17 protein-coding genes are annotated in these 15571 nt (G+C 31.6%); 7 read left to right on the top strand and 10 right to left on the bottom strand.

All coding sequences use genetic code 11. The annotated features are described in order from the left end of the window. Positions 1 to 40 precede the first annotated feature (40 nt). Positions 41 to 820: an alpha/beta fold hydrolase gene (locus tag I5776_RS09720; RefSeq protein WP_202780409.1), complete on the bottom strand. Its 780-nt coding sequence runs from the start codon at positions 818 to 820 to the stop codon at positions 41 to 43. A 185-nt stretch (positions 821 to 1005) separates the two neighbouring features. Here I5776_RS09720 and galU point away from each other — a divergent pair, with 185 nt between their 5' ends. The 3 genes from galU (at position 1006) to I5776_RS09705 (ending at position 2890) form a co-directional block, all read left to right on the top strand. Next, positions 1006 to 1953 (top strand): UTP--glucose-1-phosphate uridylyltransferase GalU, encoded by a 948-nt coding sequence (gene galU / locus I5776_RS09715; protein ID WP_202780408.1) that lies wholly within the window; start codon positions 1006 to 1008, stop codon positions 1951 to 1953. 15 nt (positions 1954 to 1968) lie between these two features. After that, complete coding sequence (locus I5776_RS09710) at positions 1969 to 2319, top strand: hypothetical protein (protein WP_213085696.1); 351 nt, start codon at positions 1969 to 1971, stop codon at positions 2317 to 2319. 124 nt (positions 2320 to 2443) lie between these two features. Next, positions 2444 to 2890, top strand: coding sequence for a YndM family protein (locus I5776_RS09705; RefSeq protein WP_202780406.1), 447 nt, complete (start codon positions 2444 to 2446; stop codon positions 2888 to 2890). 94 nt (positions 2891 to 2984) lie between these two features. Here I5776_RS09705 and ltaS read toward each other — a convergent pair whose 3' ends face one another. The 5 genes from ltaS to ku all read right to left on the bottom strand — a co-directional run bounded on the left by ltaS (position 2985) and on the right by ku (position 7709). Beyond that, positions 2985 to 4943, bottom strand: coding sequence for a lipoteichoic acid synthase (ltaS, locus tag I5776_RS09700; RefSeq protein WP_202780405.1), 1959 nt, complete (start codon positions 4941 to 4943; stop codon positions 2985 to 2987). A gap of 349 nt (positions 4944 to 5292) precedes the next feature. Then, positions 5293 to 5493 carry a cold-shock protein gene (locus tag I5776_RS09695; protein ID WP_202780404.1) on the bottom strand — a complete coding sequence of 67 codons (201 nt, stop codon included), beginning with the start codon at positions 5491 to 5493 and terminating at the stop codon, positions 5293 to 5295. Positions 5494 to 5832: 339 nt separating this feature from the next. Next, a complete protein-coding gene (locus tag I5776_RS09690) occupies positions 5833 to 6000 on the bottom strand; it encodes a YjcZ family sporulation protein (RefSeq protein WP_202780403.1) in 168 nt (55 codons plus the stop codon). A gap of 138 nt (positions 6001 to 6138) precedes the next feature. After that, positions 6139 to 6798 (bottom strand): phosphatase PAP2 family protein, encoded by a 660-nt coding sequence (locus tag I5776_RS09685; protein WP_202780402.1) that lies wholly within the window; start codon positions 6796 to 6798, stop codon positions 6139 to 6141. Positions 6799 to 6869: 71 nt separating this feature from the next. Continuing rightward, the gene (gene ku, locus I5776_RS09680; protein WP_202780401.1) at positions 6870 to 7709 is read right to left on the bottom strand and encodes a non-homologous end joining protein Ku; all 840 of its coding nucleotides are present in this window, start codon (positions 7707 to 7709) and stop codon (positions 6870 to 6872) included. A 133-nt stretch (positions 7710 to 7842) separates the two neighbouring features. Between ku and I5776_RS09675 the strand changes: the two genes are divergently transcribed. Continuing rightward, on the top strand, positions 7843 to 9675 hold the full coding sequence (locus tag I5776_RS09675) for a DNA ligase D (protein ID WP_202780400.1): 1833 nt from the start codon (positions 7843 to 7845) through the stop codon (positions 9673 to 9675). Between the two features lie 30 nt (positions 9676 to 9705). Here I5776_RS09675 and dapF read toward each other — a convergent pair whose 3' ends face one another. From dapF to I5776_RS09660, 3 genes are all read right to left on the bottom strand, one after another. Further along, complete coding sequence (gene dapF / locus I5776_RS09670; protein WP_202780399.1) at positions 9706 to 10692, bottom strand: diaminopimelate epimerase; 987 nt, start codon at positions 10690 to 10692, stop codon at positions 9706 to 9708. 75 nt (positions 10693 to 10767) lie between these two features. Continuing rightward, positions 10768 to 12009, bottom strand: coding sequence for an EAL and HDOD domain-containing protein (locus tag I5776_RS09665; protein ID WP_202780398.1), 1242 nt, complete (start codon positions 12007 to 12009; stop codon positions 10768 to 10770). A gap of 128 nt (positions 12010 to 12137) precedes the next feature. Next, positions 12138 to 12890, bottom strand: coding sequence for a hypothetical protein (locus tag I5776_RS09660; RefSeq protein ID WP_202780397.1), 753 nt, complete (start codon positions 12888 to 12890; stop codon positions 12138 to 12140). A 181-nt stretch (positions 12891 to 13071) separates the two neighbouring features. On the opposite strand from I5776_RS09660, the gene I5776_RS09655 reads away from it, so the two are divergent. The 3 genes from I5776_RS09655 (at position 13072) to I5776_RS09645 (ending at position 15304) form a co-directional block, all read left to right on the top strand. Beyond that, the gene (locus tag I5776_RS09655; RefSeq protein WP_202780396.1) at positions 13072 to 13854 is read left to right on the top strand and encodes an undecaprenyl-diphosphate phosphatase; all 783 of its coding nucleotides are present in this window, start codon (positions 13072 to 13074) and stop codon (positions 13852 to 13854) included. 15 nt (positions 13855 to 13869) lie between these two features. Next, positions 13870 to 14472, top strand: coding sequence for an undecaprenyl phosphate transporter UptA (gene uptA, locus I5776_RS09650; protein ID WP_202780395.1), 603 nt, complete (start codon positions 13870 to 13872; stop codon positions 14470 to 14472). Between the two features lie 268 nt (positions 14473 to 14740). Then, complete coding sequence (locus tag I5776_RS09645; protein WP_202780394.1) at positions 14741 to 15304, top strand: GNAT family N-acetyltransferase; 564 nt, start codon at positions 14741 to 14743, stop codon at positions 15302 to 15304. A 34-nt stretch (positions 15305 to 15338) separates the two neighbouring features. Here the strand turns inward: I5776_RS09645 and I5776_RS09640 are convergent, their stop codons facing one another. Continuing rightward, entirely contained in the window at positions 15339 to 15485 is a 147-nt protein-coding gene (locus I5776_RS09640; protein WP_202780393.1) for a DUF2639 domain-containing protein, read from the bottom strand. Positions 15486 to 15571 lie beyond the last annotated feature (86 nt).

The raw sequence follows: 15571 nt of genomic DNA, 5'->3' as shown, positions 1-15571 counted from the left end.
AAATGTAAAACATCTTTAATAAAAATTTACATAGCGAAGTTTACATAATCAAATTATTATATACTTGTTTATTAATAAACTGAGCGATTAAATCATTTACTTTTTTATCATTTTTCGTTGGCAATTGATGTCCTGCACCTTTAATAAAGTGGATTTCAGTATCAATAATTTTCGGATATAATTTTACATGCTGATTAATAATATCTGACATTGTTCCATATAAAAGCATCAATGGAGCATTTAATAAAGATAACCGCCCTAAACAATTAAAATGCAATGATTCAATATAAAACTGTCTCCAAGTATATCGATTTGATTTCAAAATATGTTCATACAACTCTAATTGCAATGTTTTTTCATAAAAATGGCTGACTGATAATACTTTGGCTAGTACTTTTGGCGCAAACATAACCATATTAATCCCTATTTGGTGTTCAATTTTCAGCATTTCATTTACGATTTTAGGATACCCACCTGATAATATAACACCTTTTACATTCATTGGGTATTTAATTGCATATTCTTGTACAATTATACTTCCTGCTGAATACCCAAATAAAAACAATTCACTTACTTCAGCATGTTTTCGTATTGCCTCTATTTCTTTCATATAAAGTGAAATTGTCATTTCTCCATCATGTGAGATACTATCTCCATGACCTGAGAAATCAGGTATTAGTAATCGAAAATCGTTTTGAAGAGGTAATTGCTTCAAAAATGTTTTTCTTCCCATTCCGGGTGGATGAATAAATATAATAGCGGGTCCTACTCCATAATCTTCATAAAATAAGTTTAAATTACCACATTTAGCAATTGGCATATTTTGCTCCTCTTCATAGTTTTACAGCTAGTTTTTACAAATTTGATTGAAATATTAAAAAAGCAATTCCTAGAATGAAGTATACAACTGTCTATAAAATAAAATATTTTATAAAAATGTCAAGGTCTATCCAAATTTTATTCTGAATACAATTAAATTAACTCTCAAATTATTATGTACCTAAAATGTACAAACCCTTCGAACGGAATTTCTCAAAGAAAAACAAATTGGAGGTTATATCAGTGAAAATTAATAAAGCGATTATTCCAGCTGCTGGTTTAGGGACTAGATTTTTACCAGCTACGAAAGCTCAGCCAAAGGAAATGTTGCCAATAGTTGATAAACCTGCCATTCAATATATCGTAGAAGAAGCAGTAAAATCCGGAATTGAGAACATTATGATTGTTACAGGCCGAAATAAACGTTCCATTGAAGACCATTTTGATAAATCCATTGAACTTGAACAGGTGCTTAATGAAAAACAGAAATATGATACGCTAAAAGAAATCAAGAAAATCACCAATATGGCAAATATTCATTATATACGACAAAAAGAACCATTAGGTTTAGGTCATGCAATATTATGTGCAAGGCATTTTATAGGAGATGATCCTTTCGCAGTTCTATTAGGCGATGATATTATGATGTCGCAACAGCCTGCACTTAAGCAAATAATTGACATATATGAAAAGTATGATTCAAATGTTATTGGTGTACAACCAGTAGAAATAAGTGAGGTAAGTAAATATGGTATTATCAGTCCGGGACAACAGCATGACGATTTATATCAAATTGAGGATCTATTTGAAAAACCAAGCGTGAATGAGGCACCTTCAAATCTAGCTATAATGGGAAGATATATTCTCAAGCCATCTATTTTTCCGGTTTTAAGCAACATTGAAAAAGGGGTGGGTAATGAGTTTCAATTAACCGATGCTTTAAGGATTATTTGTCAGGAAGAAATAACTTTCGCATTACAATTAAAAGGCGATCGCTATGATATAGGTGATAAACTAGGCTATTTAAAAGCAATGACCGAAATTGGCTTGAAAAGACCCGAAATGAGAGAACAACTTTTAACTTACTTAGAAAATGTAGTAACAAGGGAAAACAAAATAATTACTACTCGGTAAATTTACAAGTTTGGAGTGAAAAACTTGAAAAGCAAAAAATATAAAGTACTTACATCAATTATTTTAATAGGAATATTCGTATTTCTTGCTTATATTAATACGATTACTGAAAATGAGTTAAGTAATGTTCATATGAGTTTACCTGTAAGTACAATGGAAAATGAAAAAACAATAACCAATGACTTAAATCCAGTTTTGGAATATAAGCTAGTCAATTCAAAAAAAGATAAAGAGCAAGGTTATGTGGTTGAAACATATAGGGAATTTGAAATATATAAGGATAAAAATGGGACGATTTATAAAACCATCCCTACTGAGAATTATAATTATTTAAAATACAATATATCTGAGGATGTAAATAACTAGTTTTCTTCAGTACTTTATTTGACTGGAGCGCTACTTAATCATTTTGGTTAAGTAGCTTTTTTTATGAATAAAATAAACGATTTAATAAGAAAATAATAACATCTTCCTAAAAGGAGTTCATACAATGAAGACACTAACTGCATTAGCTATTAAGTTCATTGCTTCCTTTATCGCCTTGTTTGTCATACTCGGGTTAATCTATGGCATGTCTATTCAAAGTGTAATTTTAATTACTGCTGTTATCGGTGTTATTTCATATATAATTGGGGATAAATTGCTATTACCCCGCACCAATAATGTAGTGGCAACTTCTGTCGATTTTGGTTTGTCCTTTCTAATTATATGGTCAATAGTCTCTTACGGAAACCTAGACAACTATCGTACGTTATTCTGGGCCTCAATTGTTGGCGGATTGGGTGTCGCTTTATGTGAGTACTTTTTTCACATTTATTTGTATAGAAGATTTTATCCGCAAGAAAAAACAAGTAAACGAAGGATATCGGTTATGAATTATGCTATGGAATCTTCTGAAGAAATTACACCGATTAAAAAAGAGAAAAATGATAATTAAAAACACTGTTCATTTTCCATATAACTAATATAATTGGTTAAAATTAAGTATTCATGCTAACAAATAAAAAAAATCCCCATTGAAGGGGATTTTTTTATTTACTATTATTAATGTTTGTATCATTAACCGTTTGATCTTTTGTATAATCATAATTTTCACGTTTTACTGGTGTAAACCCTTTTGGTGTATAGAAACGAAGTAAATCATCATAAACTACTTTATCAGAAAGTTCAAGCACAGTCTTTGCAACTTTGTCATTATCCCGGCAAAGTTTGTTATCTACTTTTTCTCCAGAAGGATTACTATAACATTCACCACTTATTTGCGTATATTCTTTTGAAACATAATCACCATTTCTAAATGGAACTAGCTCATGATGTTCTTTTGATAATAAATCATTACCAAAAGTTATATATTCCTTTGTATTGACGCCAAGTAAATGCATTAATGTAGGACGTACATCAACTTCTCCACCATACGTATGATCAATTTTCCCTTTTACACCCGGTACATGGATAAACAATGGTACTCTTTGTAATTGAGCATTAATATATGGTGTGATCTCATCTACACCCATAACTTTTGCCATTGCCTTATTATGATTTTCAGATAAACCATAGTGGTCACCGTACATCACAATAATCGAGTTATCATATAAACCTGAAGCCTTTAAGTCATTAAAGAATTGTTCTATTGACTGATCTAAATAATGCGCTGTTTGGAAATATTTATTAACAATATTATCTCCAAAATCTCCTTCAGGGAAATTAGGATCATTATTTAACTCAAACGGAAAATGGTTTGATAAAGAGATAAATTTTGTATAGAACGGTTGTGGAAGCTTTTCAAGATAAGGCATTGACTCTTTAAAAAACGGCTTATCTTCCATACCGTAGTTAATTGTATTTTCCGGACTCATATCGTAATAATTTGCATCAAAAAATTTATCATACCCTAAGGATTTGTACATTTCATCACGATTCCAGAATGTTTTATAATTTCCGTGGAATACAGCAGATGTATATCCTTTTTGTCCCAAAATAGCCGGTGCTGCTTGATATGTGTTTGCTGCTTTCGTTGTAAATACCGCACCTTTTGGCAGTGGGAATAATGAATTTTCCATCATAAATTCAGCATCAGATGTCTTTCCTTGTCCAGTTTGATGGAAGAAGTTGTCAAAATAAAATGTGTTTTGGTCATGAGTTAATTTGTTTAAAAACGGTGTAACCTCTTGACCATCAAGTTTGTAATTAATAAGGAAGTTTTGAAAAGACTCCAAAGAAATATAAATTACATTTCTTCCTTTTGCTGCACCAAAATATTTTTTATTAGGTTCTGCATGATTTGCTTTTACATAGTTTTCAATATCAACAACATCACTACTATCAGCAAATGCCCTTTGCGCTGATGATTTAGTCGTTTGGATAGCATCATAAATTGTATAATTATATGCACCAAGATACTTTACAATATAATTTCTATCAAAAGTTCGTGTTAACAATTCGGGTCTGTCTGCTTCTGCAAGACCTAAATTAATGATAAAAAAAGCTATTGCTGCTGCAAATACAGCAAAAATAGAACGACGATTCATTTTTTCTGATTGAGATTTAACTACTTTAAAGACAAGCAAACCTACTAAAATAATTGTGTCTAGAAAATAAAGAACATCATATGGTTTCATCAATGCTGCTGCACTACCGCCCAAATCACCGAAGTTTTTCGTTTGGAAAAGAACAGGAATAGTAATAAAGTCATTAAAGAAGCGGTAATAACACACATTTGCATACAGCAGAATCGATAACACTAAATCTATAACAACTAAAGCTATAGATCGGGCACGTCCTTTAAAGAACAATGCAAACGCAAAAAAGAATAATGCGGAACTTATCGGATTAAAAAATAGTAAAAACTCTTGCATGCTATTCTTAATATCAAGATTAAATTCACTTTGATACACAGCATAAGACTTTAACCAAAACAGTACTACAATTAAATAGAATAATGAATACTTTTTATTTAACAAACTATGAAATTTTGATTTAATATTTCCCATTGTATACCTCCTAATAGTCATTTGCTGACCTAAGGTGACGTTTTTTTTAAGAATTATATTCCCTAGAATATTTGATACTCAATTATTTTATTACTTTCTAAAAAAAAATCAAGTATTTTTATCTAAATCGGTATTTCCGCACTACATAAAAAAATCGATTAATTTTTTGATTAATCGACATTTTAATCATTTATTTCTTTTTCTATTCTTAGATTTCATTGATAAGTTCATTATAACACAATATTTATACATGTTATATTCAAATGATTTCCTTGTCAAATATTGGCGAAAACTATATTAATCTTATAAATAAAAAAACTGCCAATCTGGCAGTTTTTTTGTTATAAGATTAAAGTTTTACTACGTTGTCAGCTTGAGGTCCACGTTGACCTTCAACAATATTGAATTCTACACGTTGACCTTCTTCTAAAGTTTTGTAGCCTTCGCCAACAATTGCGCTGAAATGTACAAATACGTCATTTCCGCCTTCAACTTCAATGAAACCAAAGCCTTTTTCACTGTTGAACCATTTAACTGTACCTTGTGCCATGTATAGACAACCTCCAAAAATTTTTTAATATGTTACTCATATTTACGAAGTAAATAAAAATTCACATATTATAAGGAATATCCACACAAAAAAGTAGACACTCTTTATAACATGTGAATCTAACGGCGTATTTGCATCCTTAAAATAATAATTGTTTTTGAAAAAATTAATTTATTTATTTATTATATTAAAACAGGGCCAAAAAAAAATCAAGGAAAATAAGGGATAATTACCATTTTAATTCATAATTAAATACATCTAAGTACAAAAAAAGCACCTCGGAAAAGGTGCCTTAAAATTATTCAATAGACAATTCTCTATACAAAATGAAATTGGTTATTAACAAACGCAACCGTATCCATACCCGTACCCTGGTCCAACTCCGTATCCGCCGCCGTAACCACCGCCGCCAACATACGCTGCACCAACGATAACTAAAAGAATAAACAAGACGACAATAAAGGCAAAGCCGCCACCGTAACCAACACCACCAACTGCACCACTCATCTGGTCATTCCTCCCTTATTTAAAACTTCCCTAGCATCATATTCATCTATAGGTATTTGGGAATATTTAATTTTAAATTTGGGCAAAAATGGACGGACGCCTATTTATATTCCCTTCAATAATGCTTGATATTCACGTTTAGTTTGTTTTCTTCCGCTGATGCCATTTTCCAATAATTTCAAATATAGTTATACAAATTAACAGCCAAAAAGCACCTGCAATATATCCCCCTACTACATCACTTGGATAATGAACACCTAAATATATTCGGCTTAAGCCTACAACAAAAATAATAATAATCCCCACTAATATGCCAATACCTTTTGACCAATTATGCTTGGCCAACTTTACCAATATAAAAGCGAGACTCCCATATAAGATCATCGATCCCATTGAATGTCCACTCGGAAAACTAAAACCATTTTCCTGAATAATAGGATGGATATCGGGTCGCTCACGTTTAAAATACAATTTTAATATACGATTAAATACTCCTGCCCCAATACCAATCGTTACTGCTAAAAATAAACATAATAATCGGTGGCGAGAAAAAAATAGTATTAAGATAACAATGATTGTGATGATGGCTACACCTTTAACCGAGCCAAAAAAAGTAATTACCAACATAACTGATGTTAGTCTATCGGATATTTTTCCTTGAACGAAGGAAATAATTCGGTTATCAAAGCCTCTAATTTCTGAACCGTTTAAACCACTTGAAATTTCTACAAAACCCCAAATAAAAAGAGCAATAAAAAAAATGACACTAATTCCCAACGATAAAGACCGTTTATTCATACTTAACCTCCTGCATCTCCCTTTTATATTAGCATATACCTAGAGGTTGTTTCCTCCCTTATCGATGTCCCTTATTGAACTTTTTTAGCTTTTGAAGGTGCTTTTTTTCTTCTTGCTGGCGCTTTCTTTTCTTCCTTTGGTTTTGTTTTATCAATGGATGCTTGGAGAGCTGCCATCAAGTCAGTTACATTTGTACTTGATATTTTTTCCTTCGGTGTTACAGTTTGTTTACTTACTTGCTTATTGTTAATTAAATCCATTAGTTTTGTGCGATATTCGTCAGTATATTTTTCCGGTTCAAAAAAAGTCGTTAATTGTTCAATTAACAAAATTGCCGTGTCAATTTCTTTTTTTGATACTTGATCATCTGCTGGAACATTCGGTACATCCCCAACGTTTCTAACTTCATCTGGAAAATGGATTGTTTCCATTAATAAAGTATTTTCATACACCCTTATAATTGCTAACTGTTCCTTTGAACGCATAACGATTTTAGCCAATCCCGCTTTATCTGTTTCCGCCAGAGCTTTTCTTAGTAAACCATAGGCTTTCATTCCACCTTCATTTGGTGACATATAATAACTTCGATTAAAATAAATGGGATCGATTTCTTCAATTTTTATAAAGTCTATTATTTCAACGGCTTTTTCTTCCGCAACCTTTTTTAGTTCATTTAATTCAGTCTCGTCCAATACGATAAATTTCCCCTTTGCTACCTCATAACCCTTAACGATATCATCCATAGACAATTCAGTTTCGCAAACTGGACATATTTTTTCATATTTTATCGGTGTATGACATTTTTTATGAAGCGATCTCAACTTAATATCTTTATCTTCCGTTGCTGCATGCAATTTAATCGGTATATTTACTAAACCAAAGCTAATGCTTCCCTTCCATATCGTATGCATCTAATACATCCTTCCTATTTTTCTTCTTATTATAAGCATTTTATTTAATAAGATTTTCATACTTAAAATTTATTGGAAATACTACTATAAACATAGTCGGGCACTATAAGAAAAAAATGTGTGGTGATAATGAATGAAACCAATGCTTCCGACACTGAAAACCGATCCTCCTTTAGATAGTAATTGGATATACGAAATTAAATATGATGGATTTCGTGCGATATTAGAATGGAATCACAATGTTATGCATTTGTGGAGTAGAAATGAAAAAGACCTGCTTCCACAATTTCCGGAAATTGAAACGTACTTAATGAGCATAAATGAACGTGTAAAGGATTTTTTACCATTAATATTAGATGGCGAAATAGTAGTGTTAGAAAATTCCGGGAAAGCAAATTTTGGAGAATTACAAATAAGAGGACGATTGAAATCAGAGGATAAAATTTCTGAATATGCGAAAAAACGCCAATGTAAATTATTAGTATTTGATTTGTTAAAAATTAAAGGGCAATCACTAATTAGCCAATCATTAGCGGAAAGGAAATATCAGCTAAATAACTTCATTAACAGGATGGAATTACCCACGAATCCTACAAATGCGAGCCAAAATTTAATTCAACAAATTTTGAGTGAAAAGGATTTTAACAAAGTATGGAAGCGGGTTAAATCCTTTGATGGGGAAGGCATTGTGGCGAAAACGATTGACAGCAAATGGGAGGAAGGGAAACGAACTGAAACATGGGTTAAACTTAAAAATTGGAAAAAAGTATCATGCTTTATAATAGGCTTGGATTCTTCTAACGGATATTATCATATTGGTGTATACAAGGATAAGATTGTTTATCCTTTAGGATTGTTTTTATTTAGCATTGATGCTGATAAAAAACGAGCTTTAAACAAAGTTATTAAAGAGAATGCATATGCCAGTAATCATGGACTGCTAAATATTCATCCATCTATTTGTGTTGATATATATTACCTGGAATGGTTTGAAAATAAACTAAGAGAGCCACATTTTCATGCTTTTCGATTTGATTTATCCCCTGAAGAATGTACCTATGAACAATTTTTAATAGACGAAGCACAAATTCCAATAGATATATCAATTACTCATCCGGACAAACCATTATGGGAAAAAGATGCGATTTCCAAGTTGGATTTTATTCGCTATATGAGAAAGATTTCTTCATTTATGCTTCCCTTTTTACAAAATCGAACATTAACTGTCATCCGATACCCGCATGGAATATTTGGAGAGCCCTTTTATCAAAAAAATTGTCCTGATTATGCACCCGGTTTTATTCAAACACATCTAAAAGACGGAATACACTATATTGTTTGCAATGATCTAAAAACGCTAATGTGGCTCGCTAATCAATTATCCATTGAATTCCATATACCTTTTCATACTATTTCAGATCGATATGTAAGTGAGATTGTGTTTGATCTTGATCCGCCGTCGCGCAATGAATTCCACTTAGCAGTAAAAGCAAGTCAAATGATGAAAAAAATATTTGACCAGTTGGAATTAGTTAGTTTCATAAAAACATCAGGAAATAAAGGCCTACAAGTTTATATCCCTTTACCTGAAAAACAATTTAGCTGGGATGATACACGCTTATTTACTGAATTTATTGCAAACTACCTTGTTACGGAAAAACCAGACTTATTTACAATCGAACGACTTAAAAAAAATCGAAAAGGCAGACTGTATGTCGATTTTGTACAACATGCGGAAGGAAAAACAATTATTGCGCCTTATTCAATGCGTGGACATGAAGATGCATTAATTGCAACACCGTTGTTTTGGAACGAAGTGAATGAGCAACTTCATCCGGAACAATTTACAATGAAAGCAGTTTTACATCGAATGAATAAATTCTCTTGCCCGTTTGAAAACTTCTTTTCGATAAAGAATAATCAGCCATTTGAACCAATTTTAAACTTTTTGAAACAAAGCAAATGAAAAACATCGACACAGCGTCGATGTTTTTATTTATACACATAGTTCTTTTTTTATTCGTTGATTAGCATATCTTTCAAGTTCCTCATAATGCTTCTGCTCATCAAAACTTGATTTCTGGATCACTTGAAATAGTTCAGGTTTTATAAGGTCTAATTTAATTTCAGCTTCATAAATATATGTCGCATTCCCAATTAAATCAATTTTGTATTCGTCTTCATACTTATGAACAACACATCGTACTTTTCCACCATTATTATAAACTTCTATACTACTTTCAAATTCATTCATTGAAAGAAGACAAGAAATAAGTGAGGAGGAAGACATAGCAGTTCCGCATGCATTAGTAAAACCCACACCTCTTTCATATGTTCGAACAAATATTTCTCCTTTATCCAACTCTTTAACAAAACTCACATTGACTCCATCTGGAAATAATGGATTTGGACCATTTACATATTTAGCGATTGTTTCTTGCGTATTATCATACAGCTTTTCTTTATCCACAAAAGTAATTAAGTGTGGATTAGGGACAGCTACTGCAGAAAATAATAATTGATCAGATAGTTCAGGAACTTTCTCATTAATTAGATGATCTTTATCCAAAGTCATAGGTAGTGCAGACAAAGAAAATACAATTGGAGAAATCTCTACACAATAGGTTGGAATTTCATTAAATATTGATTCCGCCTTATTTACTGAAAGTGTTGCTTTCATTGTTTCAATAACAATCTCATCTTTTTCAAGGAGCTCGCAAACGTACCTTCCCACACAGCGCAAACCATTTCCACACATGGAGGCTTCGGAGCCATCTGCATTAAATACACGCATTTTTGCATCTGCATGAACACTTTTCATAGTAAAAAGAATACCATCTGCACCTAAAAATGACTTTCTATTACATAAAGCAATAGCTAAATTTTGTCGGTCTTTCTCGGTAAAATGATATTGAGAGGAAATTTCATCAATTAGTAAGAAATCATTTCCAGACCCGTGGCATTTTCGTAATAATATATTCATATTTAATCCTCCACCATCACAGTACTTTTCTTCTTATTTATTAAGCGTGCCACAAAAAAAGATCTCAATCAAGATTCAATCTAAATAATCTTCATTTAACACGTTCATACTCCACTGCAATGCTTGTTGATAAATAGACGGCAGTTTACTAGAATCTATTCCACTTTTATTTAATAATCGATCCATGAGATCCCACTCACCTTTTTCGATTGCGATAACCAATTCTAGTACTACTCTCATTTCATTTTCCTCTCCACATAAAGCATTATAAATCGTGTCTTCGAGCGGAAGATTGTCTAATATTGTTTCCATTGGAATGGATAAAATTGTATCCATTAAAGAAAAAAGTCCCAATAAAAAATAGCTTGGCGACTGCCCTCTTCCAATATATTTTTCAGCAATAATTTCACAACATTTTGCTCTTGTTAAACATAATGTTTTTATTTCATCTGAAAGTTGTTGACGCCACCCAGCATTTTCTCTTACAGCTAGCACATATATCCACCTTTTTATCTCAATTAAACCTAATAAAATAATTGCTTGGGGGATGGAATGAATTTTATGTTTCGGGCGATATGCAGGAGAGTTAATTAATTTTAACAATTTATATGATAAAGATAAATCTTGTTCAATTATTTGGCTTACAGATTCAAAACTTACATCTTCATAAGATAATTTATTTATGATTTGAAAATAAGAATTAAATGAAGCGGGAATATCAAATGTCGAAACTATTACAGGCTTACTAAAAAAATACCCTTGAAAAAAGCTGTATCCGCTTTTTTTTGCAAGTTCAAATTGTTCTCGATTCTCAACCTTTTCAGCTAGTAATTTTATATTAAACTGTTTAACTATCGTTTCAATTTTCTTGCGTTCCACTTCATCCGTATTCAAAAAATCTACTTTCACAATATCAACCACTTTTAATAATTGCAATGAATATATATTTCTTTCATGAAATATGTAATCATCCAATGCTATTCGATAACCTTGATTTCTTAGTTCCAAACAAATATTAAGAAGTTCCGGTGACGGTAATATATTTTCGAGTATTTCAACAACAATTTCTCTTGGGGGAAAATAGGTAGGAACTCTTTGTTGAAGTAGATTTTCCGTAAAATTTATAAAACACGGTAATCCTGATGAAAGATTATCAATACCTATATTTAAAAAACTATTAATGATGACATCTGCGGTTGCTTGATCGCCATCAATATTAGGAAATGCATTGACTTTATTATTACGATAAAGCAATTCATATGATATTACTTTTTCATTTTCGTTAAAAATCGGTTGTCGAGCAACAAAAACTTCCATGAATTTCTCCCCTTGTTCATTGTAAATCATTCCAATTAATGTGAATTCACATAAAAATAATACCAAAGAACCAAGTCTAAAGTCCATAAAAAAATCTATAGGTGAAATGGCAACCTATAGAAAAGGTGTTATAACTTTTTATACTTTTGTTGGCAATAGATGAGTAGACAAACGGCAATATAAAAGTCTTGCATTTCAATTTTTTCGTTTACTTCAATAATTGGCGTATTAGGAGCAAACTGCTTCTGCCAATTTAGTGGCATTATCCCAATTTCACTTTTCATTAGGAAAGATTTATCTTTTAACAGTTGAATTTTAGAAGAATTTTTATCAATTAAAAATTGATGTTGATTTAAAGAAAATATTTCTTTTCCTTTCTCCCTTGAAACTAGAATAAGTTTCATTTTTTTCCCTGCAGCAATTATTTCCAGTACTGATTTTTGAAAACGAGGGATTTTATAAAGTGCTAGCATGCTACCGTCTCGTTTTCTTAATTCGAATAAATGTGTTTGGTATGGAAATTTTATTACTGAGCTCATCTTTACCTCTGAAATTTCCCATTCACATATTCCATTACTTTTAAAAAATTTCAATTGAAAGCGTGGGTTTGTTTCCTGTAACAATAAAAATTGATTGTGTTCGAATACCTTTTCTTTTGAGTTTAATAGATACACTGCTTTTGATTCTCGATATGAAAAATAATAGTATCTGCTGTAAAAACAGACTAGTAATAAACCTATCAAACAAAATATCAGCTTATGAATAATAGTTATTTCAAAATGAATCATAATAAATATGGAAATTGTTGCTGAAATGCCGATAATGATTACCTGAATAAAATACATGTTCTTCAAAAAGGAATAATACTCTTTAATATTCATTTCTCTTCACCCTATCCAAGAAGTATCAATCTATTATATGAAAATTGATAGAGTTTATTCACATTTAAACAACTTCTTAGTTTCTTTTCAAAATATTTTTTTTCATTATTTTCTAAGGATATTTAGCATATGTATTTAATAGTTGTCCATATTTATCAATTACATAAAGTAGGTGATTTTTTTGTTATCGAATATTCAAGCGTTCATATTAGGAATTATTCAAGGTTTAACAGAGTTTTTGCCAATTTCAAGTACTGGGCATTTGTATATTGGCAGACATTTATTTGGATTAGACGAGGCAGGACTTTTCCTTGATACGATGCTCCATGTTGGGACACTATTAGCAATAATTGTTGTATATAAAAATGAACTTTGGAAAATGATCCGCAACCCATTTAGTAAGTTGACCCTGATAATGATAGTCGGTACTATTCCAGCAGTTATAATCGGTCTTTTATTTAAAGATTATTTTGAAGAAATATCGAAGACTGGTACTACAATAGGTTGGGAATTTCTAGCTACTGGACTAGTCCTTTGGTTTGCAGAAAAGGCAAGAAAAGGGGATAAAAAACTGGAAAATATCCGTCTTTCAGATGCACTTATCATTGGGTCATTTCAAGCAGCAGCTATCTTTCCCGCATTGTCTCGTTCAGGGTTAACAATAGCTGCAGGATTATTTAGAAAATTAGATAGGGAAACGGCAGCATATTTTTCATTTTTATTATCTACTCCTGCCATTTTAGGTGGAATCGTGTTACAAGGAAAAGATATTTTTTCGGGACAAGTTGAATCTGTAACGTTTACCGGTCTTCTTTTCGGTACTGTTGCTTCGGCAATTTTTGGTTATTTTGCAATTGTTGGTATGGTCAATTATTTAAAGAAACGTTCTCTTAAAATCTTCGCCTATTATGTTTGGATTCTTGGAATCTCAATTATTCTTTTACAAACTATTGGAATTTTTTAATTGGAGTTGAATAATATGGCAGCTGATTGGATCACAACTATGCTTGAAATGCTTGGTCAATATGGTTTTTTCGGTATCACTATTGCATTAATGATTGAAGTTATACCGAGTGAAATCGTTTTAGGATATGGCGGTTATTTAATTTCTAGTGGAAATTTATCATTTTTTTCTGCCTTACTTGCAGGAATACTTGGAGGAACGATTGCTCAACTTTTTCTTTATTGGCTAGGTGTCTATGGCGGTCGCCCATTTTTCGAAAAATACGGTAAATTTATGTTAATTAAAGTTAGTCATTTAAATGCAGCAGAATCGTGGTTTAATAAATATGGTACAATTGTTATTTTCACAGCAAGATTTATCCCTATCGTTCGACATGCGATTTCAATTCCAGCAGGTATTGCTAGAATGCCGTTTCATCAATTTTTAATTTATACAATTGCCGCCATGCTGCCATGGACTATTCTTTTTCTTTTAATTGGGATGCAGTTAAATCAACATTGGAATTCGATAAGTGTAGTTGCTTCGACCTATTTAAAACCGATTATCTTAATAGCCATTCTATCGCTTTTGTTTTATTTTAGTTACCACTACTTCATTAAAAAAAAGAAAAAAAAGTAATTTGTCGAAACAAGGGAAAAATAGTCAAAAAAAATTAACAAAAAACCTATTTTCAATTCTAAAAATTTATTGTAATATACAATCAGAAAATAATTACAAAAGTTTATATACAGCAATTAGGGAAGGCAAATGGTGCGCCACCAGAAAAGTTTCTTGACTGGTCCTAGTGGGTTCGATTCCCACCCCGAAATTTTTTACGCAACTTTAAAAAATTTCGAGGGTGGATCTTCCTACTTAGGGGAAAACTGCCCTCATTGGAGGGATCGTCATGCTCAAGAAACGCGAATTAATTGGTCAAGAAAGCCATATTCTATTCGATTTGATGGTGCACCCGGATGTCTTTCCTTTTGTTCGTCATAAGGCAAATTCCCATGACGAGTTTCTATTTTTAACGAAACATACAATAGAAGCTGAAGAAAAAGGAGAACTCATTTCGCGCACAATAATGGATGAATGGGGAAATCCAATCGGCACAATTAATTTATACGATATTGAAAATGGTGCTGGATTTTTAGGTACATGGATCGGAAAACCCTATCACGGGAAAGGGTATAATAAACATGCAAAAGAGGCATTTTTTAACGAGGTTTTTTATGAATTAGGTATTGAAACAATTTTCATGCGAATTCGGAAGGAAAATATTCGTTCTATAAAAGCTGCAGAAAAACTTCCATATGTCATAAAAGCGAATGAATCTCGGAAAGTTGTATTTGATCAATTAAATGAAAAAGAATATATATATGACTTATATGAAATTTCAAAAGATCTTTATTCACTATATATTATGCGGCAGCAATCCGTTAACGATGAAACACATGCTCTTGAAGCATAAAGAACTCGCAAAAATGCGAGTTCTTTTTTTCATACTATTCTTTGATTTGTTGCTCATTATAAAGATTTCGTACAACCCATGTTTTGTATAACTCTAACTTTTTTCTTCCTATTGGGTGATAACGGATTCCTTTTTCTTTTAACTTTTGAACATACCATCCTTTAGAATACTTATAGGCCATTAAGATAAATCCCCCAAAATTAGTACTTGTCCCTAATCTATATGCACTAATTTTACGAAATATGTTCCCTAGCTATAATTCAAAAG

The sequence above is a fragment of the Heyndrickxia vini genome (assembly GCF_016772275.1).
Taxonomy (GTDB): domain Bacteria; phylum Bacillota; class Bacilli; order Bacillales; family Bacillaceae_C; genus Heyndrickxia; species Heyndrickxia vini.
The sequence above is the reverse complement of the archived record's forward strand: the minus strand, read 5'-3'. Positions and strand labels throughout refer to the sequence as shown.

Bases quoted from the DNA above. Each gene is read 5' to 3' on its own strand.
- I5776_RS09720 (WP_202780409.1), bottom strand. From the start codon at position 820: ATGCCAATTGCTAAATGTGGTAATTTAAACTTATTTTATGAAGATTAT.
- galU (WP_202780408.1), top strand. From the start codon at position 1,006: ATGTACAAACCCTTCGAACGGAATTTCTCAAAGAAAAACAAATTGGAG.
- I5776_RS09705 (WP_202780406.1), top strand. From the start codon at position 2,444: ATGAAGACACTAACTGCATTAGCTATTAAGTTCATTGCTTCCTTTATC.
- ltaS (WP_202780405.1), bottom strand. From the start codon at position 4,943: ATGGGAAATATTAAATCAAAATTTCATAGTTTGTTAAATAAAAAGTAT.
- I5776_RS09695 (WP_202780404.1), bottom strand. From the start codon at position 5,493: ATGGCACAAGGTACAGTTAAATGGTTCAACAGTGAAAAAGGCTTTGGT.
- I5776_RS09690 (WP_202780403.1), bottom strand. From the start codon at position 6,000: ATGAGTGGTGCAGTTGGTGGTGTTGGTTACGGTGGCGGCTTTGCCTTT.
- I5776_RS09685 (WP_202780402.1), bottom strand. From the start codon at position 6,798: ATGAATAAACGGTCTTTATCGTTGGGAATTAGTGTCATTTTTTTTATT.
- ku (WP_202780401.1), bottom strand. From the start codon at position 7,709: ATGCATACGATATGGAAGGGAAGCATTAGCTTTGGTTTAGTAAATATA.
- I5776_RS09675 (WP_202780400.1), top strand. From the start codon at position 7,843: ATGAAACCAATGCTTCCGACACTGAAAACCGATCCTCCTTTAGATAGT.
- dapF (WP_202780399.1), bottom strand. From the start codon at position 10,692: ATGAATATATTATTACGAAAATGCCACGGGTCTGGAAATGATTTCTTA.
- I5776_RS09665 (WP_202780398.1), bottom strand. From the start codon at position 12,009: ATGGAAGTTTTTGTTGCTCGACAACCGATTTTTAACGAAAATGAAAAA.
- I5776_RS09660 (WP_202780397.1), bottom strand. From the start codon at position 12,890: ATGAATATTAAAGAGTATTATTCCTTTTTGAAGAACATGTATTTTATT.
- uptA (WP_202780395.1), top strand. From the start codon at position 13,870: ATGGCAGCTGATTGGATCACAACTATGCTTGAAATGCTTGGTCAATAT.
- I5776_RS09645 (WP_202780394.1), top strand. From the start codon at position 14,741: ATGCTCAAGAAACGCGAATTAATTGGTCAAGAAAGCCATATTCTATTC.
- I5776_RS09640 (WP_202780393.1), bottom strand. From the start codon at position 15,485: ATGGCCTATAAGTATTCTAAAGGATGGTATGTTCAAAAGTTAAAAGAA.